Genomic DNA, 25,980 nt, shown 5'->3' on the forward strand with positions numbered 1-25,980 from the left:
TCTAGGAGACCAATACCGCTGCTGATCTCATAGTGGTATGCAATGTAGATACCACTAACGTCTGCATCATTCAGGTTAACCCTCAAGACCTGCGTAACGTGTCGTAATGGTGTCGTCAAGAACGTGTATGGACGTCAATTCAGGCAAATCAAAGGGAAAACCGGTACGACCGGAGAGGTCGACAGGAAAAACCAGTGTGGGACCAATTCTTGCCACGCGCGGTCTCCCGACCGGCTGCTAGGGAGGCAAAGGGGGACGCGCCGAGGAGGCGCGATAGCGTCGGAACTCAGCGCTCGACGCGCGACCACAACCCGTCGCGCAGCAACTCGTGCGGCAGGAAGCGGGCCTTGTAGGCCATCTTGTCGCTCTGCGCGATCCAGTAGCCCAGGTAGAGGTGGGGCAGGCTCAGGTCGCGGGTCTGACGCAGCTGCCACAGCACGTTGTAGGTGCCGTAGCTGACGTTGGGCTCGGGCTCGTAGAAGGTGTAGACCGCCGACAGCCCGTCACCCAGGATGTCGAGGATGGAGACCATCTTCAGCGCGCCATCGGGCTCGCGGAACTCCACCAGCCGCGAGTTCACCCGGCTCTGCAGCAGGAACTGCGTGTACTGGTCGACGCTGTCGTGGTCCATGCCGCCGCCGCTGTGACGGCCGGCCTGGTAGCGCAGGTAGAGCTGGTAGTGCTCGTCGCTGTAGCCCAGCCGCATGACGCGGGCCTGCAGCGCCTGGTGCTGCGTCCAGGCGCGGCGCTGGCTGCGGTTGGGCTGGAAGTCCGCCACCGGGATGCGCATCGGCACGCAGGCCTTGCAGCCGTCGCAGTAGGGACGGTAAGTGAACATGCCGCTGCGCCGGAAGCCGGCGGCGACCAGGCTCGAATACGCGTCGGCGTGGATCAGATGGCTCGGCGTGGCGACCTGCGAGCGCGCCTGGCGGTCGCTGAGGTAGCTGCAGGGGTAGGGCGCAGTCGCGTAGAACTGCAGCTCGGCCAGCGGGAGTTCCTTGGGGTGCGTCACGGGCTCTGGGGCTCGGGGGCTTGGTGGCTCAGGGCGGGTCGTTCTGGGAGTCGCTCAAAGAGTCGCTCAGGCCCAGGTGGGCCCACAGGCGCGGATGATAGGACCAATCCCCGGGCGCAGGCAGGCCGGCGTGCGCGGCGAGGTGCGCCTCGAACGCATCGCGGGTGACCGGCGCCGCGCCCAGCGAGGCGAGATGCGCCGTCTGCTGCTGGCAGTCGATCCAGGGGATGTCGAATTCCCGGCACAGGCAGATCAGCGCCGCGAGGGCGATCTTGGACGCGTCGGTCCTGCGCATGAACATCGATTCGCCGAAGAACATCCGGCCAAGGTTGACGCCATACAGGCCGCCGACCAGTTCGCCGTCCATCCAGGTCTCGACCGAATGCACCGTGCCTTCGCGCGCCAGCTGCAGGTAGGCCTGCTGCATCTCCGGCACGATCCAGGTGCCGTCCTGGCCGTTGCGCGAGGTGCTGGCGCAGGCCTTGAGCACGGTCTCGGCGGCGTGGTCGACGCGGATCTCGCAGCCCGGCGTGCGGATGAACTTCGCCACCGTCTTGCGCAGCGAGCGCGAGAGCTTGAAATCCTCCGTCCGCAGGACCATGCGCGGGTCGGTGGTCCACCACAGGATGGGCTGGCCTTCCCCATACCAGGGGAAGATCCCCCGGGCGTAGGCCGCGCGCAGGCGGGCGGGCCTCAGGTCGCCGCCGGCCGCGAGCAGCCCCGGAGCGTCGCTGCGCGGCCCCAGCGCGCGGCGGGTCGGCGGGAAGTCCAGAGAGTCATCGTCGAGCCAGGGGATCATCCGCTTCATGGTAGCGTGCCGCCTTCGTTCCACGCCCGTCGGCGCCCCCCTCGTTCCCATGATCACCCTCTACGGCATCCCCAACTGCGACACCGTCAAGCGCGCCCGCGCCTGGCTCGACGAGCAGGGCCTCGCTTACCAGTTCCACGACTACAAGAAGCAGGGCGTGCCCGCGGCGAAGCTGCCGCAGTGGATGGCCGAGCTCGGCTGGGACAAGGTGCTGAACCGCGCCGGGACCACCTGGCGCAAGCTGGATGACGGCGCCAAGGCCGGCGTGACGGATGCGACCAGCGCCGCCGCGCTGATGGTCGAGCAGCCGAGCGTGATCAAGCGCCCGGTCGTCGAATGGAACGACGGCCGGCTGAGCCTGGGCTTCTCGCCCGAGCTGTTCGCGTCGCACGCTGCTGAAGCGGCGAAGACGGCGAAAACGGCGAAAACGGCGAAACGCTGATCGGAGGCCCGCCATGTTCACCGGTATCGTCCAAGGCATCGCGCAGGTCGCCGCCATCACTGACAGGGAAGGCCTGCGCAGCTTCACGCTCGACTTCCCCGAGGGCTTCTGCCAGGACCTGGAGATCGGCGCGTCCGTCGCCTGCGACGGGGTCTGCCTGACCGTCACCGCCCTGAAGGGCGATCACGAGGCCGACTTCGACGTGATGCTCCAGAGCCTGAACCTCACGGCGCTGGGGCAACTCGGCGTCGGCGGCCGGCTCAACGTCGAGCGCGCCGCCAAGGAGGGCGCCGAGATCGGCGGCCACCCGCTGTCGGGCCACGTCGATTTCATGGCGAAGGTCGAGTCGATCCGCCGCCCCGCCAACAACCACGTGATCCGCATCGCCGTGCCGGCGCCGTGGATGCGCTACATCTTCGCCAAGGGCTACATCGCGGTGAACGGCGCCAGCCTGACGGTGGCCGAGGCCGGCCGCAACGCCGACGGCTCGGGCTGGTTCGAGGTCTGGCTCATCCCCGAGACGCTGCGCATGACCACCTTCGCCGACAAGGGCGAGGGCGCGCCGCTGCACATCGAGATCGAGCGCCAGACGCAGGTGATGGTGGATACCGTCCGGGACGCCGTCGCCGAGAAGATCGGCGCGCTGATGCCGGCGCTGAAGCTGTTCGCGCAGGAGCGGGGCCTGGACCTCGACGCATAGCCCGCGCGGTCGGCGGCACGGTCGGCGGGCTCGCCATCGCGAGGTCGACGCATAGTCGATGTCCCCGCATTCGCCATCCCTACAACACCAGATGACCTAAGTCATGCGCGCGGCGCGGAGCGCCCGCGCGTCGACTGAACGGAAGTCCCCGCGGCCCCCTCCGGCCGCGCGCGGACCGCGGCCCCCGGGAGGGGCTCCGCCGACTTTTCCCGTGTCCATCGGCCCTCGCGACGCTCCCCGCCAAGCCGCGCCGTTGCTCGCTTTGCCGGGGGCAGGCCTTGCCGTGCGGTGTGCGTCGACAGCAGGCCGTGCGACGTGTGGAACGCGGGCGTGGCGGATTGCGCAATCCGCCATCCCATCAACGTGGGAGGCGCCCGTACCACCACGATGGGGGCCTCGCTTTTTCGCCGGGAGGCGCCTAACAATCCGCGACATTCCTTTGAAATCGTTGGATTTCGGTACACACGCGTTAGGGGAAACGAATGTTGGCCAGAGGCCTGATGGTTGCCGGATTGCTTGCCGCCTCGATCGCGGCGCTTGCCCAGGTGCCTTACGTGTTCAGCTACAACCCGGGCCCGTCCCGCGGCACGAAATGGATGGCCAAGGCCTCCGACGGCAACGCCGAAGGCGCGGCCTCGGTGGTCTCGTCCTCGCCGCGTCCGGTGTGGGCGCGGGTCTGCTACACGATCGGCCCCTCGGACAGCACCGTGTCGGTCTACACCCAGACCCGCAATGAAGAGGCGCGCGCGTTCGAGATCGCCTGGGGCGGGTGCAGCGACGTGTTCGGTACCAGCATCTGGATCGGCAATCCGCACGGCCAGCCGGTCGGCGGCTATTACGGCGTCGCGCCGGCCACGCCCCTCGATTGATCCCTGAGTTCCCGGCTCCGTCCGGTCGGGTCCGGGCGGGGCATTGCGTCCGTTGCCCGCGTCCTTGTCGTCGCCAGCAGTCGCTCGCTGTTGCTTGTTGTCGCTCGTTCTTGTTGCTCGTTGTGAGACGTCGTCCCGGACGTCGTTAGAAAACCTGGAGGATTCCATGCTTGCCACTTCCCCTCTCGTCTCCTCGTCCAGCCTCGTGCTGAAGTCCGCCCTGATGCTGTCCCCGCTGCTGCTGGCCGGTTGCCTGGCTACCGCGCCGACGATGGGCGAGAACAAGGGCACCGTCTCCGGCGCCGCCGGCGGCGCGACCGCCGAGAACCAGAACAGCAAGCTCGAGCATTGCGACGAGACGCTGGGCACGCTGGCCATCTTCGAAGACACCAACGCCCCGTGGTGGTCGCAGCTGCGCGACCGCCAGCTGGGTTCGACCACGCCGGTGCTGCGCCTGATGGTCCAGCAGTCCAACTGCTTCGTGATCGTGGAACGCGGCCGCGCCTTCGCCAACATGGAACGTGAGCGCGCGCTGATGCAATCCGGCGAAGTCCGCTCGGGCAGCAACTTCGGCCAGGGCCAGATGGTCGCCGCCGACTACACGATGAGCCCCGAGATCCAGTTCTCCGGCAAGACCGGCGGCGGTGGCGGCGGCATCGGGACCGGCGCGATCGGCCTGCTCACCGCGGTGGCGGCCAACGTCAGCACCAACGAGGCGTCCACGACGCTGCTGCTGGTGGACAACCGCTCCGGCGTGCAGATCTCCGCCGCGGAAGGCACGGCCAAGAACTTCGACTTCGGCTTCGGCGGCGCGAGCTTCTTCGGCAATGCGGCGATCGCCGGCGGCGCCTACGGCAAGACGCCGCAGGGCAAGGTCATCGTGACCGCGTTCGCGGACTCGTACAACCAGATGGTCAAGGCGCTGCGCAACTACAAGGCGCAGCAGGTCAAGGGCGGGCTGGGGACCGGCGGCCGCCTGGGCGTGCAGGGCGGTTCGACCGCGGCGTCCAAGGAAGTCGACCAGGCCGCCACGCCCGCGAAGGCGGCACCGAAGCCGGCCGCCAAGCCGGCGGCGAAGAAGCCCGCAACCACCACGACGCCGCCGACGACGAAGTGATGCGTTGAGGGAGTGCGGGGGGGTCGGGAGACCGGCCAACTGCGCTACGCCAAGCGCGGGCTCTCCACGCAGCAGGGGGCGTCCCTCCGGGAACCCCCAGCAGCATTCCGGCCCCACCTGCAGCGGCTGACGGCCCCGTTTTTGGGGCCGTGGCGAGCGGGGTGGGGCTTTGCTTTTGCCTCTATTGCTTCTGGATGTCGGCGCGCAGGCGCTCTTCCTGCTCGCGCAGTTCAGGCGTGAAGGCGTCGCCGAAATCCTCGGCTTCGAAGATCTGGCGGATCTCGATGTCGGACTCGGTCATCTGCGGGTTGGGGCACTTCTTGACCCACTCGATGGCCTCCTGCAACGAGGCGCATTGCCAGATCCAGTAGCCGGCGATCAGCTCCTTCGTTTCTGCGAAGGGACCGTCGATGACCTGGCGTGCCTTCCCGGAGAAACGCACCCGCGCGCCCTTGCTTGTCGGATGCAGCCCTTCGCCGGCCAGCATCACGCCGGCCTTCACCAGCTCCTCGTTGTACGCGCCCATCGCGGCAAGCAGTTCGGTGCTGGGCATCTCGCCCGCTTCGCTGTGCTCGTCCGCCTTGACGATGACCATGAATCGCATGTCGGTCTCCTGATGCAGTCCTGAAAATGAAAGAGGGTGGACGAACCATTGAACGAATGGCGCGTCTCACCCTCATGACGTTCGGCGGGCCCCGCTTTCGACATGGTCGACAGCGGCCCCGCCGTTCTTTTCAGTGGCGGATCGATGGGTTCCGCAGTCGCCCGATCACGCGGCCAGCAGTTGGCGCAGCACGTAGGGCAGGATGCCGCCGTGGCGGTAGTACTCGACCTCGATCGGCGTGTCGATGCGCAGGATCAGCGGGACGCGGCGCTCCGGCGCGACGCCGTCGGCCGCACGGATCACCAGCGTCGCCTCGGACTGCGGCTTGATCTCGTCGCCGAGCTGGATGTCGATGACCTCGTCGCCCTTCAGTCCCAGCGATTCCCAGGAGTCGCCCGGGCGGAACTGCAGCGGCAGCACGCCCATGCCGACCAGGTTGGAGCGGTGGATGCGCTCGAAGCTCTTGGCCACGACCGCGCCGATGCCCAGCAGCTGCGTCCCCTTGGCCGCCCAGTCGCGGCTGGAGCCGGTGCCGTATTCCTCGCCGGCGAAGATCACCGTCGGCGTGCCGGCGGCGATGTAGCGCATCGCGGCGTCGTAGATGAACATCTTCTCGCCGCCCGGCTGGAACAGCGTCAGGCCGCCTTCCTCGCGCGCGCCGTCGAGCTTGGCCGGGATCATCAGGTTCTTGATCCGGACGTTGGCGAAGGTGCCGCGCATCATGACTTCATGGTTGCCGCGGCGCGAGCCGTAGCTGTTGAAGTCGGCCTTGAGCACGCCCTGCGCCTTGAGGTAGGCGCCGGCGGGCGAGACCTCCTTGATCGAGCCGGCCGGGGAGATGTGGTCGGTGGTGATGGAGTCGCCGAACAGCGCCATGATCCGCGCGCCCTTGACGCCGACTTCCTGTGCCTCGGGGATCTGCGTGAACTTGCCGAAGAAGGGCGGCTGCGCGATGTAGGTGCTCTTGGGCCAGCCGTAGACCTGGCCGGTGCTGCCCTTGATCTTCTCCCACAGCTTGCCGGGCTCCGACTTGACCTTGCCGTAGTTGGACCGGAAGGCGTCGGGGTTGAGCGCCAGCTTGAGCAGCGCATGGATCTCGTCGCTGGTCGGCCAGATGTCGCCCAGGTAGACCGGCTTGCCGCCCGTGCCCAGACCGACCGGCTCGGTCATCAGGTCGCGCGTCACGTTGCCGGCGATGGCATATGCGACCACCAGCGGCGGGCTGGCCAGGAAGTTGGCCTTGATGTTGGGGTGGATGCGGGCCTCGAAGTTGCGGTTGCCCGACAGCACCGCGGCGCAGACGAGGTCGTTGCCGGTGATCGCCTCGTTGATCTCGGGCGTCAGATCGCCGGCGTTGCCGATGCAGGTCGTGCAGCCGTAGGCGGCCACGGAGAAGCCCAGCTTCTCCAGGTAGGGCAGCAGGCCGGCGTTCTGCAGGTATTCGGTGACGATGCGCGAGCCCGGCGCCAGCGAAGTCTTGATGTGCGGCTGGACCTTCAGGCCCGCCTCGACCGCCTTCTTGGCCAGCAGGCCGGCGGCGAGCATCACGCTCGGGTTGGACGTGTTGGTACAGGACGTGATCGCGGCGATCAGCACGTCGCCGTTGAAGATGTCCAGCCCCTTCTGCGTGCCGCCGAGCGGGAAGGACTTCGGCAGCTTGTCGACGGGTTGGTTGAACCCGTTCTCCGCGACCGGCTTGGTGAACAGCGAGGCGAAGGTCTTGGCCAGGTCGGTGATGACGATGCGGTCCTGCGGGCGCTTCGGGCCGGCCAGCGACGGCACCACGGTGCCCAGGTCCAGCGAGACCACCTGGCTGAAGCGGATGTCGCCCGCCTTGGGGACGCCGAACAGGCCCTGCGCGCGGAAGTAGCTCTCGAAGGCCTCGATCTCGTCGGCCGTGCGGCCGGTGCCCTTGAAGTAGTCGATGGTGCGCTCGTCGACGGGGAAGAAGCCCATCGTCGCGCCGTACTCGGGCGCCATGTTGCCGATGGTGGCGCGGTCCGGGACGGTCAGCGAGGCGGTGCCCTCGCCGAAGAACTCGACGAACTTGCCCACGACCTTGGCCTTGCGCAGGATCTCGGTCACGGTCAGCACCAGGTCGGTGGCGGTGACGCCCTCGCGCAGGCGGCCCGACAGCTCGAAGCCGACGACGTCCGGCGTCAGGAAGTAGACCGGCTGGCCGAGCATGCCGGCCTCGGCCTCGATGCCGCCGACGCCCCAGCCCACCACGCCGACGCCGTTGATCATCGTCGTGTGGCTGTCGGTGCCGACCAGCGTGTCGGGGTAGTAGACGGTGTCCGCGCCGCTGCCGGTCTTGTGCACGCCGCGGGCCAGGTACTCGAGGTTGACCTGGTGGACGATGCCGAAGCCGGGCGGCACGACGCCGAAGGTGTCGAAGGCCTGCATGCCCCACTTCATGAACTCGTAGCGCTCGCGGTTGCGCTCGAACTCCAGCTTCATGTTCAGGTCCAGCGCCTTCGGGCTGCCGAAGTGGTCGATCATGATCGAGTGGTCGACGACCAGGTCGACCGGCACCAGCGGCTCGATCGTCTTGGGATCCTTGCCCTGGGCCTTGGCGACGTTGCGCATCGCGGCCAGGTCGGCCAGCAGGGGCACGCCGGTGAAGTCCTGCAGCACCACGCGGGCGACGACGAAGGGGATCTCCTCGTTGCGGGGCGCGTTGGGCTGCCAGTTGGCGAGCTGCTCGACATGCTCCGCGGTCACGCGCTTGCCGTCGCAGTTGCGCAGCACCGATTCGAGCACCAGCCGGATCGAGACCGGCAGCTGGTTCACGTTGGGGAAGCGCTCGGCCAGCTTGGGCAGCGAGTAGTACTTGCCGCTCTTGCCGGACGCGGTCTTGAAGCTGGCGACGGTGTTGGCGAATGCATGGGGCATGGCTGACTCCTTGGCTTGGGGGTCCTGGCGCGCTCCTGGCCGTCGAGGAGGCGGGACGGTTTCTCTTCGGTCGGATGGGGATGGGATATCGGGGCTGATTGTGGCCTCGGGCGGCGGGCTTGTGATGACTCCTTCGGGCGAGCTTGTGCGAGGGCGCAACGACCCCTCGCGAGGCCCCCGCCGGAGGGGAGCGGGCATGCGGCTTGCATCAATGTCCCCAGTCCGGGCGGGGGGTGAGGCATTGGCTAACATCGCCGGGGACTTCCAGGCCGCCGGCACCCTGGCCGACAAGAACTGACCCCGGGGCGCTTCCGACCAACATTCTTTCGTAGCTTTCCGGACGAGGAATCCATGGATCAGGAACTGTTGTCGCCCACCGCCAGCGCCGCCCCCCGCGCGGCCGAGGTGATCCCGGAGGTCGCCGGCGCGCCGCCGCTGCCGCCGGCGGGGCTGACGCTGCTGCAGCGTCTGTTTTCCGCCTACCCCGGCAGCATGGGGCTGCGACTCGGGCACTGGTCGACGCGGCTGGGCCGGCAGGCGCAGCAGCCGGCCGAGTTCACGCTGGTGCTGAACGACCCCACCGCGCTGCGGCGCCTGCTGCTCGGCCGCGACCCCTTGCGGTTCGCCGAGGCCTACTTCACCAGCCAGATCGACGTCGAAGGCGATTTCTTCGCCGCGCTCCAGCTCAAGGACCACCTGCCGGACCTGACGCTTTCCTGGAGCGACCGCCTGCGCCTGGCCGTGCGGCTGCTGGCCCCGCCGCCGCCCGCGACCGACGCCGAGCTGCGTTCGGGCGGTGTGCGCCGCCACACGCGCGCCGAGAACAAGGCGGCGATCGCCTTCCATTACGACCTGTCCAACGACTTCTATGCGTTGTGGCTGGATCCGGCGATGGTCTATTCCTGCGCCTACTACGAGACCGACGACACGGCGCTGGCCCAGGCCCAGTGGTCCAAGCTGGATCACATCTGCCGCAAGCTGCGGCTGCAGCCCGGCGAGGAACTGCTGGACATCGGTTGCGGCTGGGGCGCGCTGGTGATGCATGCGGCGCGACATTACGGCGTGAAGGCCACGGGCATCACGCTGTCGGAACGCCAGCTGGCGCTGGCCCAGGAGCGCATCGCCGCGGCCGGGCTGCAGGGGCAGGTGGAGGTCCGCCTGTGCGATTACCGCGACATGACGGGACAGTTCGACAAGATCTCCAGCGTCGGCATGTTCGAGCATGTCGGGCTGAAGAACCTGCCGACCTATTTCGCGAGTGTGAACCGGCTGCTCAGGCCGGCGGGCCTCTTCCTCAACCATGGCATCACCCATGAGGAGGAGGGGTGGGGGCAGGCCTTGTCGTCGAAGTTCATCAACCGCTATGTGTTCCCCGATGGCGAGCTGGACCGGGCGAGCAACGTGATGCGGGTGATGGAGCAGGAGCAGTTCGAGCTCCACGACGTCGAGGCCCTGCGCATGCACTACGCGAAGACGCTGCGTGCCTGGGTCGCGAAGCTGGAGGAGGGCCACGACCAGGCGCTCCAGTACGTGGACGAAGCGCACTACCGGATCTGGCGTCTCTACATGGCGGCATCGGCGCTGGAGTTCGAGACCGGCGAGCTGGGCCTGTACCAGATCCTGGCGAGCAAGCGTGATGGCGGCCCGGCCCCCGTGCCGTTGACGCGCCGCTACATGTACGACGCCCGCTGACCGCATTCCCAAGGCCCGAGGTCAACGTGCGCTTGTGGGGCCGGAATGGTGCTGGGGGTCCCTGGAGGGGCGCCCCCTGCACCGTGGAGTGCCCGCGCCAGGCCTCCCGAAGTTTTCCCGGAGCTCGACCAGGTGCCCGCGCTTGGCCTGCCGAAGTTTTTTTCGGACCGCATTTAAGTCGCCCCGCCGACCGGTCGTCCTGTGAGTGGGAGGGCAGCTCAAGCCCTTCGATCAACGAAGCGCCCCCGCGCTTGCCCACACTCTCAAGGAGCGAACACCATGTTGAGCCTGCACACCAATGCCTCGGCCCTGTCGACCCAGAACTCGCTGAGCTCGACGCAGAAGAGCCTGGCCACGTCGATGACCCGTCTGGGGACCGGCTTCCGCGTCAACTCCGCGATGGACGATGCCGCCGGCCTGCAGATCGCCACGCGTCTGGATGCCCAGACCCGCGGCATGGCCGTGGCCCAGCGCAACACGCAGAACGGCATCTCGATGCTGCAGACCGGTGAAGGCGCGCTGAACGAAGTCAGCAACATCCTGCTGCGCATGAAGGACCTGGCCACGGAAGCCTTCTCGGCCTCCTCGACCGCGACCGACAAGACTGCAATGCAGGGCGAGTACGACGCGCTCGGCACCGAGCTGACCAACATCGTCAAGAACACGTCCTTCGGCGGCACGCAGCTGTTCTCGGACGGCACGACCATCGACGGCACGCTGGGCAAGATGTCGGCTGCGATGAGCTTCCAGATCGGCGCCTCGGCCGGCGAATCGATGTCGGTGGACGTCAGCACGCAGCTGACCGCGCTGACGACCGCGCTGGGCACCGTCTCGACCCAGTACAACGCCACGCCGGCTGCCGGCACGGAACTGTCGGCCACGACGAACACGCTGCTGACCACCATCGGCGGCGCGATCGACAAGGTCGGTGAACTGCGCGCCTCCTTCGGCGCCGCGGCCAACCGCCTGGACCACGTCTACAACAACCTGCAGAACATGAGCACCAACACGGCCGCCGCCAAGGGCCGGATCATGGACACGGACTACGCGGCCGAGTCGTCGACGATGACGACCAAGCAGATGCTGATGCAGTCGGGCACGGCGATGCTCAAGCAGAGCAACAGCATGTCCGGCCTGGTCATGTCGCTGCTGGGCTGATGACCGCGGGGCGCGCCGCGCGGCGCGCCCGACGACATCGACGCGAGGGCTGGACGGCAACGTCCGGCCCTTTCCTTTTTCAACGGCAGCCGGAACGGCCGCACGAGGCGGGGGCACATGGCGGGATCGACATCGAATGCCGGCGCGGTCGGCGGCGTGAGCGGCATCGGCGCCGTCGGGCGGCTGCAGGCGTCGCTGCGCGATGTCGGCGGACTGACGCCCGGCGCGGTGCTGCGTCTGTCCGGCGGCGGCGACCGCAACGGTGGCGGATCTGGATGGCGGCTGGAGTCGCTCGACAGCGGCGAGATCATGACGCTGATCGAGCCGCCGTTGGACGACCTGCTGCCGGGCGACCAGGTGCTGCTGCGCGTGCGGGCGGTGGTGCCGCGGATGGAGCTCGAAGTGATCGAGCGCCGGCGGGATCCCGCCAACGTCGGTGCAGGTCCCCCCACGCCGGGCCTGCCGGGGTGCGTGGCGATGGTGCAATCCCCAGCGCCTGGGGGCAGCTGTCCGCCTTGCGGGTGGACCTGGCGCAATGGCGGCGGCAGCTCTTGACCGCGATCGTCGAGACCCCGCCGGCGCGCACGCCGGCCGGATTGGTGTCGGCCTGGACCCTGGCGCTGGCGCACGGCCAGGTGCCCGTGGGACCGGGCGGTGAGCCGCTGTGGCTGCTGCCGATTCCCTATTGGATCCGGCGAGAGGGCCGGGACCCTGGCGACCCGCCAGCGCGGCCTGCCGGCACCGGATCGTCGGCCCGCCATGACGACGCGCTGCATGCGCCTGCCGCATCCGCGCCCGGCGAGGAGCCCGCGCTGAGTCTCCTGCTGCGCTGGCGCGGAGAGGCGGTCGGCCTGCAGCTCCAGGGCACGCGCGCGGCGCTGGCGCTGACGGTCCTGGCCGAGCACGAGCACGTGCTGACGGCGCTGCGCGGCGAGTTGCCGCGCGTGGTCGCGGCGCTGGTGCGGGCGGGCTTCCGTCTGCGCCGCCTGGGCTGGCGCAGGCAGCCCCTGTGGGTGCCGGTGGATCCGTCGCCGCCGATGCGTTCTGACGCGACCTTGCTGACGGCGGCGGCCGAACTGGTGACGGCGCTCGGATAGACCGATGGGCTGTCAAGGCTGGCCTGGGCGGTGTGGCGCGCCGGCAGCGTTACCCGCCTTGAGGGGGAACGTGCGTTGACCGGCCTCCGGTCGGCGCGCAAGATGCCTCGTCATGGGGATCCGTCATGACGAAGTCAGGAACTGGCGGACGGCGGTCGAGCAGGGCGCCTTCGGCGTCTGGGACTTGAACCCGCCGCTGGAACTGGTGCATTACTCGCCGCGCTGGAAGGAGCACCTGGGCTTTCCGCATCCGGACCAGCCCGACAGCACGGCGTTCTGGCGCTGTCGCGTCCATCCCGAGGACCTCGAGCCGATGATGCTGTCCTTGCGGGCGCACTTCGACGGCTTCACCGACACCTACGAGCAGCGCTTCCGCCTGCGCAGCAACGGCTCCGGCTACCGCAGCGTGCTGTCGCGTGGCCGGGTGGTGCAGCGCGATCACCGCGGCAACGTGCAGCGGATGCTGGGCACGATGGTGGACCTGACGGTGCGGCCGTTCACGCCGTATCAGGATCGCTCCCTGGGTGAGCATCAACCGATCGGCGCGCTGGGCTGCACGCCGTTCCATGCGCTGCTCGCGTTGAGCCGCGCGGAGGCCGCGGCGCATGAGCCGCTGCCGGACGATGACACGGGACAGCTGCTGGACCAGTTGGCGGAGATCCTGGCGGTGTCGTTCAGGCAGGTAACGACGGTGCCCTGAGTCGACCCTCGCCCGAGCCTCTCCCGCAAGCAAGAGAGGGAGAACCCACCTCAAGTCACCGGCGCCGGATTGAACAGCACCAGCGCGTTGTGCAGCTTGTGATGTTCCGCCCAGGTCTTGCGGCCTGAGGCCACATCGAGCATCAGCCGGAACATCTCCCAGCCCATTTCCTGGATGGACTTCTCGCCATCGGCGATCTGGCCGGCGTTGATGTCCATCAGGTCGTGCCAGCGGCGCGCCAGGTCGCTGCGCGTCGCGACCTTGATCACCGGGCATTCCGCCAGGCCGTAGGGCGTGCCGCGGCCCGTCGTGAAGACGTGCAGGTTCATGCCCGCGGCCAGCTGCAGCGTGCCGCAGATGAAGTCGCTGGCCGGCGTGGCCGCGTAGATCAGCCCGCGCTGCTCGCGCGTCAGCTTGTTGCCCGGCGACAGCACGCCCGAGATCGCCGAGCTGCCGCTCTTCACGATCGAGCCCATCGCCTTCTCGACGATGTTGGACAGCCCGCCCTTCTTGTTGCCCGGCGTCGTGTTGGCGCTGCGGTCGACGCTGCCGCGCTCCAGATACGCGTCGTACCAGGCCATCTCGCGCACCATCGCCTCGGCCACCTCCGGCGTGCTCGCGCGCGAGGTCAGCTGCGCGATGCCGTCGCGGACCTCGGTGTTCTCGCTGAACATCACCGTCGCGCCCGCGCGCACCAGCAGGTCGGCGCAGAAGCCCACCGTCGGATTCGCGGTCACGCCGGAGAACGCATCGCTGCCGCCGCACTGCACGCCGACCACCAGCTCCGACGCCGGCACCGTCTCGCGGCGACGCTGGTTGAGGCGCTCCAGATGGACGGTCGCCTGCGTCATCACCGAATCGATCATCGACATGAAGCCGACGTGCTTCGCATCCTGCAGGCAGACGACGTCGAGCGCCTCGGGAGTCGCGGACTCGCCGCGCTGATCCGCGATCGGGATCACGCCCGGCGGCATCAACCGCTCGGGCTGCAGCTTCTCGCAGCCGAGGCTGACGACCATCACCTCGCCGCCGAAGTTCGGGTTGAGGCTGATGTTGCGCACCGTGCGGATCGGGATCACCGCGTCCGGCGCATCGATGGCGACGCCGCAGCCGTAGGTGTGCTCCAGGCCGACGACGTCGTCGACATTCGGGTACTTCGGCAGCAGCTCACGCTTGATGCGGTCCACCGCGAACTCGACCACCCCCGACACGCATTGCACCGTCTGCGTGATCGCCAGGATGTTGCGCGTGCCCACCGAGCCGTCCGCGTTGCGGTAGCCCTGGAAGGTGTAGCCCTCGAGCGGCGCCTGCGCGGGCGCCTTCACCGTGGCCATCGGCAGGCCCTCGAGTTCACGCGCCGGCGGCATGCGCAGCAGGCGCTCGTGCACCCAGCTGCCGGCCGGGATGTCCTGCAGCGCGTAGCCGATCGGCACGTTGTAGCGCAGCACCGCCGCGTCGGCGGGCAGGTCGACCAGCGCGACCTTGTGGCCCTGCGGCACGTGGTTGCGCAGCACCAGCCCGGAGGCCAGCACCGTGCCCTCGGGCAGTCCGCCGTCGTTGGCCACGATGGCGACGTTGTCGGCCTCGTGGATCTGGATGGTCAGCGGGGAGGTGATCATGGCGGTGTCCTGGGTCGATTCAACCTGGGGAAATGGGGAAAGGGCGAGGGCGCGGTGCTCGGCGCCCTCGCGTCCGGACGTTCAGACGGGCTTCAATTCGACGCGCTTGATCTCGCCGACGATGAGCAGATAGCTTGCCACCGCGATCAGCGCATGCGCGCCGACGAACACCAGCGCGCCGTTGAACGACTTCGTCGTCTGCACGATGTAGCCGATCACGATCGGCGTCACGATGCCGGCGACATTGCCGAAGGTGTTGAACAGCGCGCCCGACAGGCCGGCGATCTCCTTGGGCGAAGTGTCCGACACCACCGCCCAGCCCAGCGCGCCCAGGCCCTTGCCGAAGAAGGCCAGCGCCATGATGCCGACGACGACGGCCTCGATGCCCACGTAGTTGCACGCGATCATCGACGTCGACAGCAGCATGCCGACCACGATCGGCAGCTTGCGGGCAAAGGTCAGCGAATGGCCGCGGCGCAGCAGCCAGTCCGAGATCACGCCGCCCAGCACGCCGCCGGCGAAGCCGCAGATCGCGGGCAGCGCCGCGACGATGCCGGCGTTCAGCAGCGACATGCCGCGCTCCTTGACCAGGTAGATCGGGAACCAGGTCAGGAAGAAATAGGTCAGCACGTTCACGCAGTACTGCGCGATGTAGACGCCCATCAGCATGCGGTTGCCCAGCAGTTGCTTCAGGTAGCCGAGCTTGGGTCCCGACGCGGTCTTGGCCTTGCCGCCGCCGGACAGCAGCGCGCCGCCGGACTCGATGTGCTCGCGCTCCGCGGCCGTGATGGTCGGGTGGTCGGCGGGACTGTTGTGCATCGTGCGCATCCACACCACGCTCATCACGATGCCCAGCGCGCCCATGAAGTAGAAGACCTCGGACCAGCCGATCGCGTGCACGATCCACGCCATGATCGGCGCGAACAGCACGGTGGCGAAGTACTGCGCGGAGTTGAAGATCGCCGACGCCGTGCCGCGTTCCTTCACCGGGAACCAGGCGGCGACCATGCGGCCGTTGGCGGGGAAGGAGGGCGACTCGGCCAGGCCGACCATCAGCCGCATCAGGAACAGCGCCGACACCGCCAGCGGCAGGCCGAACAGCATCGCGTCCATGCCCATGTGGTGCACGCTGCCCTGCAGCATGGTGAACAGCGACCAGAGCAGGATGCTCCAGGCGTAGACCTGCTTGGCGCCGAACTTGTCGAGCAGCCAGCCGCCGGGCAGTTGACCCAGCACGTAGGACCAGCTGAAGGCCGAGAAGATGAAGCCCATCTGGACCGCGTCGATGCCCAGTTCCTTGGACAGGACGGGGCCGGCGACGCCGACCGTGGCGCGGTCCGCGTAGTTCAGGACGGTCACGGCGAAGATCATCGCCAGCACGCCGAAGCGCGCGCGGCCGATGCCGGTCGTGGCCGAGGAGGAGAGGGATAACTGCATGTTGTCTCCGGATCGTATCGAGGGCCGGTCTGCGCCGGCTTGCCTGTCGGAAAAGCCCGGGGTCGGGCTTGGAATCAGGGGAGTACTCAGGCTTGCGTGTAGGCCGTCTTCACCGTCGTGTAGAACTCGGCGGCGTAGCGGCCCTGTTCGCGCGGGCCGTAGCTCGACGACTTGCGACCGCCGAAGGGCACGTGATAGTCGACGCCCGCCGTCGGCAGGTTGACCATCACCATGCCGGCCTGCGCGTGACGCTTGAAGTGCGTCGCGTGTTTCAGCGAGGTCGTCGCGATGCCGGTGGCCAGGCCGAACGGCGTGTCGTTGGCCAGGTGCAGCGCTTCGTCGTAGTTCCTGGCCTTGATCACGCTGACCACCGGGCCGAAGACCTCTTCGCGGTTGATGCGCATAGACGGCGCGGTCTCGGTGAACAGCGCCGGCGTCAGGTAGAAGCCGGGCGCGCCCGCGCTGCTGCTGGCCTGCGCTTGGCCGCCGGCGGCGAGCGTCGCGCCTTCCGCCTTGGCGATGGCGATGTACTCGAGGTCCTGCGCGAGCTGGCGCTCGTCGACGACGGGACCGATGTCGGTGCCGGCCTTGCGGGCGTCGTCGACCTTCAGTGTCTTCATGCGCTCGACCATCGCGGCGACGAAGCGGTCGTGAATGCCTTCGGTCACGATCAGGCGCGAGGACGCGGTGCAACGCTGGCCGGTCGAGAAGAAACCGCTGTTGATCGCGGCCGCGACGGCGACGTCGAGGTCCGCGTCGTCCAGCACGACGAACGGATTCTTGCCGCCCATCTCCAGCTGGAACTTGGCGCCGCGCGCGACGCAGGCCGCCGCGACGCGCTGGCCGGTGGCGACGCTGCCGGTGAAGCTGATGGCGTCGACGCCGGTGTTCTCCAGCAGTTCGGCGCCGACCTCGGAGCCGCGGCCCATGACGAGGTTGAAGACGCCGTCGGGCAGACCCGCGCGCTTGAGGATGTCGGCGATGGACCAGGCCGAGCCGGGCACCAGGTCGGCCGGCTTGAGCACGACGCTGTTGCCGAAGGCGAGGGCGGGCGCGATCTTCCACGCGGGGATCGCGATGGGGAAGTTCCACGGCGTGATCAGGCCGACGACGCCGATGGGCTCGCGCGTCACCTCGACGCCGACGCCGGGTCGCACGGAGGGCACGACCTCGCCGCCGACGCGCAGCGCCTCGCCGGCGAAGAACTTGAAGATGTTGCCGGCGCGCACGACTTCGCCGATCGCTTCGGGCAGCGTCTTGCCTTCCTCGCGGGCGAGGAGGTCGCCGAGTTCGGCGCGGCGCGCGAGGATCTCGGCGCCGGCCGCGTCCAGCACGTCGAAGCGCTGCTGCGGCGTGGCCAGGCTCCACTTGCCGAAGGCGTTGCGCGCGGCGGCGATGGCGGCGCGGGTCTGCGTCACGTCGGCCTGGGCGTATTCGCCGACCACGTCGCGCGTGTCGCTCGGATTGATGTTGCGGGAGGCGCGGGGGCCGTCGACCCACTCGCCGTTGATGAGGTTCTTGAACATGCGGACTGCTCTTTCTTGGACTGCGCTCGCGTCGGGATCCTGGGCGCGCGCCGACACAGCGTCGGTGCGCGCCGCGGGGCTTACTGCGGGCCGAGCTTGGAGATCAGTGCGCCCAGCTCGTCGACTTCGGCGGGCTTGAGGTCCGACAGCGGCGGACGCACCGGACCGGCGGTGTGGCCGACCAGGGTCGCGCCGGCCTTGACGATGGAGACCGCGTAGCCGTGGCCCTTGTTGCGCAGGGCGATGTAGGGCAGGAAGAACTCCTTGATCAGGCGGTCCGTCGTGGCGGTGTCGCCGGCGGCGTGGGCGTTGTAGAAGTCGATGGCGGTCTTCGGGATGAAGTTGAAGACGGCGGACGAATACACCGGGCAGCCCATGGCGCGGTAGGCGCCGGCGAAGACCTCGGCGGTGGGCAGGCCGCCCAGGTAGCTGAAGCGGTCGCCGAGGGTCTGGCGGATGGAGACGAAGGACTCGATGTCGCCGAAGCCGTCCTTGAAGCCGATCAGGTTGGGGCAGGTGTCGGCGAGCTTGAGCAGCGACTCGGGCGTCAGGCGGCAGGCGCCGCGGTTGTAGACGATGACGCCGAACTTGACGCTGCGGCACACGGCCTGGACGTGGGCGACGAGGCCTTCCTGCGAGGCTTCGGTCAGGTAGTGCGGCAGCAGCAGGATGCCCTGGGCGCCGAGGCGTTCGGCTTCCTGCGCGTACTGGATGGCGACGCGGGTGGGGCCGCCGGCGCCGGCGATGATGGGCATGCGGCCCTTGCAGGTCTCGACGGCGACGCGGATGACGTCGCTGTATTCCTTGGGCTCGAGCGAGAAGAACTCGCCGGTGCCGCCGGCGGCGAACAGGGCGGTGGCGCCGTAAGGCATCAGCCATTCCAGGCGCTCGGCGTAGGGCTTGGGCGCGAAGTTCAACTGGGCGTCGAAGTCGGTCAGCGGGAACGACAGCAGGCCGTGGGAAATCGTCTCTTTGAGGGCTTGGGGCGAGGTCATGAGGGGGCTTGTCTCCGTGGCTACAACAGCGCTGGACCCTTCATCGCACCTGAATTGGTACCGGTACCAGCGTGAGCCGGATGGTAGCGAGCACGACCTCACGGTTCAAGAGGGAGGTCGTACAACTGCGGGTAATCACCTAATCATTCTTCGCGCAGGACATGGGGCCGACATCGAGCAGGTTTGGCGATGGCGGGCAGTCGCCGGAATCGATGCGGCGGTGCTTCTGATGTCCCCCAATGGGGGGCGCTCATTCGCGGGCGCCCATTGGAGGGACCACTTCAGAGGGGGGAGAGCTAGGGGTAGTGGGTCGCCGGAGCGGCATCTACAACCGGTAGGCGATCGAGGGGAAGCAGTCCGCTTTGTTCCCGATGCGCCGAGGCCGTACGCAGGCCTCTTCACGGCATTACCAAGGAGTCAGCCATGAGAACCGAAGCGAGAACCGCATTCCAGCAGCAAGTCATCGAAGCGCTCGTCGAGAGCAAGGCCATCAACATCGACGCGGTCAGCGCGACCTTCGCCAAGTTCGGCGAGCGCGCCCTGCTGCAGGGCGAACCGCTGGTGACCATCATCAACCGCCACGCCATCTGGAACTGCGGCTGGCCGGGACCGGAACTGGACATCCTGCGCAACGTCCCTCAACTGCGCGAGTGACGCCATGAGCGCGGTCGTCTCGATGCCCAGTGTCCGGCCGATGGTTGGCAGGCGGTCGGTCGCGACCCGGCGTCGGGACGACCTGCTGGGCCGCGTGCACCTCGCGGTGCGCCTGGCCCGGAGAACCTTGAAGGCGGCCGTGGCCGCGGAGGAGGAGGTCCTCGCCAAAGGCGGCACGGAGGCGCCGGCCGCGCTCGTGCTGGGCAAGGTCGTCGGCGAGGCCGCCATGCTGCTGCGCACGACGGCGCCCTTGCGCGGGGAGGACGAGACGCTCGATGTCGAGGCGCGCCTGCTCGCGGTGCAGCTCGTGGCGCAGGCGCGCGGGGCGAGGGTGCGGGAGCGCCTGTGCAACGACGCGGGTTGCGCGCTGGAGCACGCGTCGGCGCATCTGTTCTTGGGCGACGCGGGGTATCCGGACGAGGCGTTCGATCGCCTGCTCGGCGACATCCTCGATGGCAACGAGGCCTGCGGGCCGGAGCGGCTGCCGAATCACCAGCTCGAATGCGCGTGGCTCGATCAGATCCGGCGCGGTCGCGTCGACGTCGAGCCCATCGATGAAGAGCTGCTGATGAGCACCTGCATCGCCTGGCCGCTCGACGTGCTGGGGTGCTCGACGCTGGACCTCTACATGTTCACGCACGTGGTGATGTATGCCTCCGACATGGGGCGGCGTCCGGTGCACCTGCCGCGACCGGTGGAGGAGATCCTCGCCGAGGCGGAGGCGGGACTGGCCGCGGCACTCGACGCGGACAACTTCGACCTCGCGGCGGAGTTGCTGTGGACCTGGCCGATGCTGCAGCAGCCCTGGAGCCCGGTGGCGGTCTTCGCCTTCGACGTGCTGGCGAGCGCGCAGGACGCGCAGGGTTTCCTGCCCGGGCCGGACCATGCGCGATGGATGGCGGCGACTGGACACGGCCTCGCGCATGAGGACGTCGTGCAGCGCACCTCGTATCACGCGAACCTCGTGATGGGCATGCTGTGCGCTGTCGCGCTGCAGGCGGGCAGGGAGCCGCCCGCGGAGCCGCTGATGGCGGAGCAGGCCCTGAACATGCGGCATCGGCTCGATGGCGACCTGTTGCGGCGCCTGCCGCCGAGGCCGCTCGTGCCGCGTTGGCAACGGGCTTTCCTCGCGCTGGAGGAGCGCGAGCAGGCGGCGCTGTCCTCGCTGTGCTTCAGCGTCTGGTTCCGACGGGCCGCTGCTGCGAATGACATCGCGCGACTGCGCGACGCCTTGGCCGCCACGCTGGAATACGACGACGGCGACGGGCCGTCAGCCCATCAGGCCTTGAAGCGACTGCAGCGGGTGACGGCCATCGGTCGGCTGCACGCGGTGGCGGTGGCTGCGCGCTGATCGAAGATCCTCGCCCGCAAGCGGGAGAGGGAGACGAGCGCGTCACTTCACGTCGACGACGGTGCCAAGCGAGAAGGCGCCCAGCGTCGTATCCCAGCGCTGACCCGAGGCGGCGTTGTCTGCATTCGCCCAGCGGATGGCGAAGCGCGCATCACCGCTCAGACGGGCGTCGCCGTCCGGCAGCGCCACGCTGACCTGATAGCGGCCAAGCGGCAGGTCGGCCGGCACGGACGCGGTGAGCGTCGCGGCTTGTTCGACGCCGCCGGGCAGCCACGTGCGCGGGTCGGCGCCCGACGCATCGATGCAGCGCACCTCGCCGTTCGCGGCGTTCTTGAGCACGAGCTGCACGCCGCGCGGATTGAACACGCGCGCCCATCCGTCGTTGCGCAGGTCCAGACGCACACTCAAGGCCTGACCCCGTGTGACCGACGCCGCGTGCGAGGCCTTCACCAGCGCCAGTCGATAACCCATCTTCCGTCTCACCTCGGCCATGCAGCCGCCTTGCACCCATTTGTCGTGGAAGGCGGTGCGGTAGTACTCGTCGTTGAGGTAGGTCAGGTTGTAGCGGGCGCCCTCGGCGAGGATGTCGGCACATTGGCTGCGCGGCACGGCGCCGGCTTCGTCGGCCGGGTTGCAGGTCTCGCCGCCGAAGGGCGCGAGGTCGCCCAACCGGTCGACGTAGTCGCGCTGCTTCGCAGCGGTGGCCGTGTCCTCGTCGTAGGTGCCGACGTCGGTCTTGCTGGCGAGGAAGCAGTCGTTGTGAACGCCGACACGCAGACCGCCGGTCAGCACGGCGCTCAAGGGCGGCAGCGTCGGCGTCCCGTCCATCACATACGGCGGATAACGCAGCTGGATGAAGCGGCTTGCCGGCAGCGCTGCGAGCAGCGCATCGCGGATCTGATTGCGGCTGGCCGGGGCGGTCAGGTTGTTGGAGGAGGTGTGCCACTCGCCCCACGCGCCGATGAAGCCCGCCTGCATGAACGCGATGACGTCGGCGTTGCGCTGCAGGACCGGCTTGAACTGCGTGATGTGGGCGAGCACGCGTGACAGCGGCGCGTCCTTGGCGTTCTGGTAGTCGACTTCCGATTCCGGATAGTTGTAGACCACGCGGATCACGAGCTTGACGCCGGCGGCGCGCGCATGGCCGAGCGCCGTCTCCACTTGAGCGAGCAGCGCCGGGGTCAGGTCTGAACCGCGATAGGCCGACAGGTCCAGCTTGGAAAAGAGCAGGCGATAGCCGGCCTTGTAGGCGTCATCGGCGTCGGCGCGGGTGAAGGTGTCGAGGTTGGCCCAGGTCCAGCGGTAGAAGCCGCGCTCGGGGTTGGGGAGCTCGGTGTCGGTGGCGGTGAAGGTGGCGGCCGTCTGGGGCTCGTCCGTCCCGGCAGGAGGCACGGGAGCAGGTGTCGGCGTGGTGGTCGGCGTTTCCGGATTCGGCGGAGTCGTCGGCGTAGTTGGCGTAGTCGGCGTTGTTGGTGTCGTCGGTGTGGACGGCGTTTCCGGCGTAGTCGGCGAGCTGGCCCCAGTCGGTGGCGGAGTGGTTGCCACCGGCGGCGGCGAGGCCTCGCTCGACCCCGATCCGCCTCCGCAGGCCGTGAGGATCGCCAGCGAGAACGCCGCGGCGATCGGGCTCATGCCCGTGAACGGACGGCGGAGGAGGTGTTGCTTCTGCATGGAGGCGGCTCATTGGCGGGTTTGTTGCCAATGTATTTCTGCGGAAGCCGCGACGGCCGTTGCGCCACGCAACAGAGTGCTTCGCGGGCGACCGTTGGAAAAAGTCTTTCGAGGTTTCAAGGGGCGAAAGCTGGATGGCGGAGGCCCGGGAGAGACACACCCGAAGGTGGGTTGTCATCCGTGTTTGGTCAAAGGACGCGCGTCAAAACGCGTCCGTTCGTTTTTGCGAGGAACCAGCGGCTCCAGACTTTCCGTCCTGTTGTTGTGCTGGAGCAGTGCGGATGGATGAGATCACGAAGAAGTGGTTCGATGTGTCGATGGTTCGGGTCACTCGTGCGCGCGAGTTGCACGGGTGGTACTCGGACGAAGAATTGATTCGGCTGTCTGGCGCGCCGAAGGGAAGTCATCTCGACGTTGTACCGAACTCTGATGGACAGATTGAGCTGCGGGTCACCAATCAGGATCTGCTGTGTGAGCCGCTGGTTCGACGTGTCAGTCAGGCGATCGATGGCGGATACGTCTTCGAGATTGAAAATGCGGCCTTCGTCCTGCGGTCGAAATTTCGACGCCAAGGCATCGGCACGCGAAGCGTGGCGATCGAACTGCACGAGGCGAAGCGGCTTTCACACTTCACGAAGGTGGTTGTCAACGCGGTAGGAGATTCGAGTTCGATGACTGGGCCCATGGCCATGGTTGGCTACTACGCGTGGGCTAGCATGGGATTCAACGCGCCGCTGCCTGCGGACTTGTTGCAGCATCCAGCTTTGCCGGATTGCTGTCGGGACTGCATGGACTTGATTGAGCTGATGCGTACCGATGCAGGTCAGGAATTCTGGCTAAGCTTTGGGCGCTCGATCCACTTGGAGTTCCAGTTGAAAGAATCTTCGCGGAGCTGGGACCACTTCCATCGATATGCGACGAAGCGAAACATTGAGGTGACGTCATGAAACCCTGGGAGATTGCTGCACGTGTGTGTCGACCGATGTCGACCGAGGAAGCTCTTCGTCTGTCGGCGGAGAAGCACGGATTTCGAGAGTTCGGTGATATCGATCCGGAGATCGAGGACAAGTTCCGGAAGATGCTGGAGAAGATTGAGCGCGAGAAGGCGGCCGCAATGGGTAAGGATCACCCGTCCGGAAAGACCTGATGACTCAGAGATCATCGGCAGACGCAGGGGCGTCTAACACTCACCCCAGCGTCCCCACCACCGCAATCTCCTTCTGATCCGGCACCTCGTTGTACGACAGCACCGCCAGCCCGGGCGCGAAGAGCCGGGCGTATCGCGCCAGCAGCGGTCGCACCTGCGGCATGACGAGCAGCGCCGGCGGCGCGCCGAGCGACTTCATCTGGTCCCGCGCCCCAGGCATGTGCTGCTGCAGCTGCGACAGCAGCTGCGGATCCACCGGGTAGCTGTCCAGCTGCACCTTCGCGCCGCCCGCGCGCGCCTGGTTCAGCGCGTTCAAGAGGTGGTTCTCCAGATCGCTGCCGAGGTTGAACACCTTCAGCGCACCCAGCGCGCCCTGCGGCCCCTGCAGCTGCCAGACGATCTGCCGCTTCAGCGCGCAGCGCACCTCCGCCGCCAGCAGCACCGGATCCTTCGTCGCCTCCGCGTTCTCGACCAGCGTCGACGCGATGCTCTGGATGTCCTTCACCGCCACGCCCTCGGCCAGCAGCAGGCGCATCACCTTCAGCAGCTGCGCGTGCGTGTACGCCTTGTCCAGCGCACCGCCGAGCTTGGGCGCGATCGCGTTCAGGCGCTCCATCAGCGCCGCGATGTCGTCGAACTTCAGCAGCTCCGGCAACTGCTCGCGCAGCACCTTCGACACGTGCGTCGCGACCACGCTCGCCACGTCCACCACCTGGTAACCGAGCCCCAGCGCGTGCGCCTTGTGTTCGGTGTCGATCCACGTGATCGGCATCGCGTACGCCGGATCGAAACCCGGGATGCCGTCCACGTCGCCCCACACCTGGCCCGACGCGATCGCCATCAGGCGGTCCGGATAGACCTCCGCCTGCGCCACCACCGCGCCGCTCAGCGAGATCGCGTACTGGCTCGGCTTCAGCGAGAGATCGTCCCGCACCGACAGCGTCGGCAGCAGCACGCCCAGCGACTCGCTCAGCGACTGCCGCATCCCGCGCACCCGCGCCTGCAGCGGCGCGCCCTGCGCCGGATCGATCAGCCCGACCAGCTTGTAGCCCAGGCTCACCGACACCGCTTCCACCACGGGCAGCGCGCGCCAGTCGATCTCCGGCGGTGTGCCGGCGACCAGCGCGCTCTCCACCGGCGCCGCCGGCTGGATGCGGTCGCGCGACCGGTCCCCCCATCCGCCACGCCGCATAGGCCAGCGCCACCGCGAACGCACCGAACGCCAGCCACGGCATGCCGGGGATCAGCGCCAGCACGCCCATCACGCCCGCCGCGCTGTACAGCACCTGCGGCGACGCCAGCATCTGGTCGCTGACCTGCTGCTCGAACTCGCCCGAGTCGCTGACCCGCGTCACGATGATCGCGGCCGCGGCCGACAGCAGCAACGCCGGGATCTGCGCGACCAGGCCGTCGCCGATCGTCAGCAGGCCGTACTGGCGGATCGCCTCGCCCAGCGACAGGCCGTGCATCAGCGCGCCGATCGCGACACCCCCCACCAGGTTGATCAGCAGGATCAGGATCGACGCGATCGCGTCGCCGCGCACGAACTTGCTCGCACCGTCCATCGCGCCGTAGAAGTCGGCCTCGGTGCCGACCTCCTGCCGCCGCTTCTGCGCCTGCTCCTGGTTGATCAGGCCGGCGTTGAGGTCGGCGTCGATCGCCATCTGCTTGCCGGGCAGCGCGTCCAGCGTGAAACGCGCCGACACCTCCGAGATCCGCTCCGCGCCCTTGGTGACGACGATGAAGTTCACCACCATCAGGATCACGAACACCACCAGGCCGACGATGAAGTTGCCGCCGATGACGACGTTGCCGAAGGCCTCGATCACCTTGCCCGCCGCGTGCGTGCCCTCGTGGCCGTGCAGCAGCACCACGCGCGTGGACGCGACGTTCAGCGACAGCCGCATCAGCGTCGTCGCCAGGATCACGCTGGGGAAGATCGAGAAGTCCAGCGGCCGCCTGCTGTTCACGCTGACCAGGATCACCACCAGCGACAGCACGATGTTGAACGTGAACAGCACGTCCAGCAGCACCGGCGGCAGCGGCAGGATCACCATCGCCAGGATGGCCAGCAGGAACAGCGGCGCCGCCACGCGCAGGTCGCGCAGTTGCTGGCCGAGGCGGCCGAAACGGCCGAAGCGGGCGGGCCCGGCGGACGATGCAGAAGAGGAGGGCGGGGAGGACTTCATTCGGACTCCGGATCGGAGAGATGACGCGGCACCGGCAGGTCGCCCGCCAGGCTCGGTTCGGTCGGACGGCGACCCGCGTGGAAGGCCTTCAGCTGCATCACGTAGCTGAGCACCTGCGCGACCGCCTGGTACAGCGACGCGGGAATCTGCTGCTGCACCTGCGCGCTGTTGTAGAGCGCGCGCGCCAGCGGCGGCAGCTCCAGCAGCTGCACGCGGTGCTCGCGCGCGAGGGAGCGGATGTAGAGCGCCATCTCGTCGACGCCTTTTGGCGACGACGTAGGGCGCCTCCGCCTTGGT

At 68.1% G+C, this 25,980-nt stretch carries 23 protein-coding genes and 1 pseudogene; 13 read left to right on the forward strand and 11 right to left on the reverse strand.

Annotation, left to right across the window (positions count from 1 at the left end):
* Positions 1-286: 286 nt before the first annotated feature.
* Together ACFJIX_RS17420 and aat are read right to left on the reverse strand one after the other, a co-directional pair.
* Positions 287-1,012, reverse strand: coding sequence for an arginyltransferase (locus ACFJIX_RS17420; RefSeq protein ID WP_377153142.1), 726 nt, complete (start codon positions 1,010-1,012; stop codon positions 287-289).
* 28 nt (positions 1,013-1,040) lie between these two features.
* Positions 1,041-1,811, reverse strand: a complete 771-nt coding sequence (gene aat, locus ACFJIX_RS17425) for a leucyl/phenylalanyl-tRNA--protein transferase (protein WP_377161829.1) — start codon at positions 1,809-1,811, stop codon at positions 1,041-1,043.
* Positions 1,812-1,869: 58 nt separating this feature from the next.
* On the opposite strand from aat, the gene ACFJIX_RS17430 reads away from it, so the two are divergent.
* The 4 genes from ACFJIX_RS17430 (at position 1,870) to ACFJIX_RS17445 (ending at position 4,948) form a co-directional block, all read left to right on the forward strand.
* A complete protein-coding gene (locus ACFJIX_RS17430) occupies positions 1,870-2,262 on the forward strand; it encodes an ArsC family reductase (RefSeq protein ID WP_377153144.1) in 393 nt (130 codons plus the stop codon).
* A gap of 13 nt (positions 2,263-2,275) precedes the next feature.
* Complete coding sequence (locus tag ACFJIX_RS17435; RefSeq protein ID WP_377153146.1) at positions 2,276-2,962, forward strand: riboflavin synthase subunit alpha; 687 nt, start codon at positions 2,276-2,278, stop codon at positions 2,960-2,962.
* A gap of 482 nt (positions 2,963-3,444) precedes the next feature.
* Positions 3,445-3,831 (forward strand): hypothetical protein, encoded by a 387-nt coding sequence (locus tag ACFJIX_RS17440; protein ID WP_377153148.1) that lies wholly within the window; start codon positions 3,445-3,447, stop codon positions 3,829-3,831.
* 166 nt (positions 3,832-3,997) lie between these two features.
* On the forward strand, positions 3,998-4,948 hold the full coding sequence (locus tag ACFJIX_RS17445; protein WP_377153150.1) for a CsgG/HfaB family protein: 951 nt from the start codon (positions 3,998-4,000) through the stop codon (positions 4,946-4,948).
* A 181-nt stretch (positions 4,949-5,129) separates the two neighbouring features.
* Here the strand turns inward: ACFJIX_RS17445 and ACFJIX_RS17450 are convergent, their stop codons facing one another.
* Positions 5,130-5,552: a YciI family protein gene (locus ACFJIX_RS17450; RefSeq protein ID WP_377153152.1), complete on the reverse strand. Its 423-nt coding sequence runs from the start codon at positions 5,550-5,552 to the stop codon at positions 5,130-5,132.
* A 165-nt stretch (positions 5,553-5,717) separates the two neighbouring features.
* Entirely contained in the window at positions 5,718-8,447 is a 2,730-nt protein-coding gene (gene acnA, locus ACFJIX_RS17455; protein ID WP_377153154.1) for an aconitate hydratase AcnA, read from the reverse strand.
* A gap of 351 nt (positions 8,448-8,798) precedes the next feature.
* Between acnA and ACFJIX_RS17460 the strand changes: the two genes are divergently transcribed.
* The 5 genes from ACFJIX_RS17460 to ACFJIX_RS17480 all read left to right on the forward strand — a co-directional run bounded on the left by ACFJIX_RS17460 (position 8,799) and on the right by ACFJIX_RS17480 (position 13,094).
* Complete coding sequence (locus ACFJIX_RS17460; protein ID WP_377153156.1) at positions 8,799-10,139, forward strand: class I SAM-dependent methyltransferase; 1,341 nt, start codon at positions 8,799-8,801, stop codon at positions 10,137-10,139.
* A gap of 279 nt (positions 10,140-10,418) precedes the next feature.
* Positions 10,419-11,297, forward strand: coding sequence for a flagellin (locus ACFJIX_RS17465; RefSeq protein WP_377153158.1), 879 nt, complete (start codon positions 10,419-10,421; stop codon positions 11,295-11,297).
* Between the two features lie 117 nt (positions 11,298-11,414).
* On the forward strand, positions 11,415-11,852 hold the full coding sequence (locus ACFJIX_RS17470; RefSeq protein WP_377153160.1) for a hypothetical protein: 438 nt from the start codon (positions 11,415-11,417) through the stop codon (positions 11,850-11,852).
* A complete protein-coding gene (locus tag ACFJIX_RS17475; RefSeq protein WP_377153162.1) occupies positions 11,849-12,394 on the forward strand; it encodes a hypothetical protein in 546 nt (181 codons plus the stop codon). Before ACFJIX_RS17470 ends, ACFJIX_RS17475 begins: the two co-directional genes overlap by 4 nt.
* A gap of 112 nt (positions 12,395-12,506) precedes the next feature.
* Positions 12,507-13,094, forward strand: coding sequence for a PAS domain-containing protein (locus ACFJIX_RS17480; protein ID WP_377153164.1), 588 nt, complete (start codon positions 12,507-12,509; stop codon positions 13,092-13,094).
* 50 nt (positions 13,095-13,144) lie between these two features.
* Here the strand turns inward: ACFJIX_RS17480 and garD are convergent, their stop codons facing one another.
* From garD to kdgD, 4 genes are all read right to left on the reverse strand, one after another.
* Positions 13,145-14,713 (reverse strand): galactarate dehydratase, encoded by a 1,569-nt coding sequence (gene garD, locus ACFJIX_RS17485; protein ID WP_377153166.1) that lies wholly within the window; start codon positions 14,711-14,713, stop codon positions 13,145-13,147.
* Between the two features lie 81 nt (positions 14,714-14,794).
* The gene (locus tag ACFJIX_RS17490; RefSeq protein ID WP_377153168.1) at positions 14,795-16,150 is read right to left on the reverse strand and encodes an MFS transporter; all 1,356 of its coding nucleotides are present in this window, start codon (positions 16,148-16,150) and stop codon (positions 14,795-14,797) included.
* Between the two features lie 86 nt (positions 16,151-16,236).
* Positions 16,237-17,676: an aldehyde dehydrogenase family protein gene (locus ACFJIX_RS17495; protein WP_377153171.1), complete on the reverse strand. Its 1,440-nt coding sequence runs from the start codon at positions 17,674-17,676 to the stop codon at positions 16,237-16,239.
* An 80-nt stretch (positions 17,677-17,756) separates the two neighbouring features.
* On the reverse strand, positions 17,757-18,671 hold the full coding sequence (gene kdgD, locus ACFJIX_RS17500) for a 5-dehydro-4-deoxyglucarate dehydratase (RefSeq protein ID WP_377153173.1): 915 nt from the start codon (positions 18,669-18,671) through the stop codon (positions 17,757-17,759).
* Between the two features lie 423 nt (positions 18,672-19,094).
* Between kdgD and ACFJIX_RS17505 the strand changes: the two genes are divergently transcribed.
* Positions 19,095-19,325: a hypothetical protein gene (locus tag ACFJIX_RS17505; RefSeq protein WP_377153175.1), complete on the forward strand. Its 231-nt coding sequence runs from the start codon at positions 19,095-19,097 to the stop codon at positions 19,323-19,325.
* Between the two features lie 4 nt (positions 19,326-19,329).
* A complete protein-coding gene (locus ACFJIX_RS17510) occupies positions 19,330-20,676 on the forward strand; it encodes a DUF6895 family protein (RefSeq protein WP_377153177.1) in 1,347 nt (448 codons plus the stop codon).
* Between the two features lie 42 nt (positions 20,677-20,718).
* On the opposite strand, the gene ACFJIX_RS17515 is transcribed toward ACFJIX_RS17510, so the two are convergent.
* Positions 20,719-22,068 (reverse strand): DUF4832 domain-containing protein, encoded by a 1,350-nt coding sequence (locus ACFJIX_RS17515; protein WP_377153179.1) that lies wholly within the window; start codon positions 22,066-22,068, stop codon positions 20,719-20,721.
* Positions 22,069-22,628: 560 nt separating this feature from the next.
* Here ACFJIX_RS17515 and ACFJIX_RS17520 point away from each other — a divergent pair.
* Together ACFJIX_RS17520 and ACFJIX_RS17525 are read left to right on the forward strand one after the other, a co-directional pair.
* The gene (locus tag ACFJIX_RS17520) at positions 22,629-23,294 is read left to right on the forward strand and encodes a hypothetical protein (RefSeq protein WP_377153182.1); all 666 of its coding nucleotides are present in this window, start codon (positions 22,629-22,631) and stop codon (positions 23,292-23,294) included.
* Positions 23,291-23,494 carry a hypothetical protein gene (locus tag ACFJIX_RS17525; protein WP_377153185.1) on the forward strand — a complete coding sequence of 68 codons (204 nt, stop codon included), beginning with the start codon at positions 23,291-23,293 and terminating at the stop codon, positions 23,492-23,494. The genes ACFJIX_RS17520 and ACFJIX_RS17525 overlap by 4 nt, the downstream gene beginning before the upstream one ends.
* 40 nt (positions 23,495-23,534) lie before the next feature.
* On the opposite strand, the pseudogene ACFJIX_RS17530 reads toward ACFJIX_RS17525, so the two are convergent.
* Positions 23,535-25,683: pseudogene (locus tag ACFJIX_RS17530) on the reverse strand (flagellar biosynthesis protein FlhA).
* Complete coding sequence (locus tag ACFJIX_RS17535) at positions 25,680-25,934, reverse strand: EscU/YscU/HrcU family type III secretion system export apparatus switch protein (RefSeq protein WP_377161831.1); 255 nt, start codon at positions 25,932-25,934, stop codon at positions 25,680-25,682. The pseudogene ACFJIX_RS17530 and the gene ACFJIX_RS17535 overlap by 4 nt, the downstream one beginning before the upstream one ends.
* Between the last annotated feature and the right edge of the window lie 46 nt (positions 25,935-25,980).

This window comes from Roseateles sp. UC29_93 (assembly GCF_042695725.1).
Classification (GTDB): domain Bacteria; phylum Pseudomonadota; class Gammaproteobacteria; order Burkholderiales; family Burkholderiaceae_C; genus Roseateles; species Roseateles noduli_A.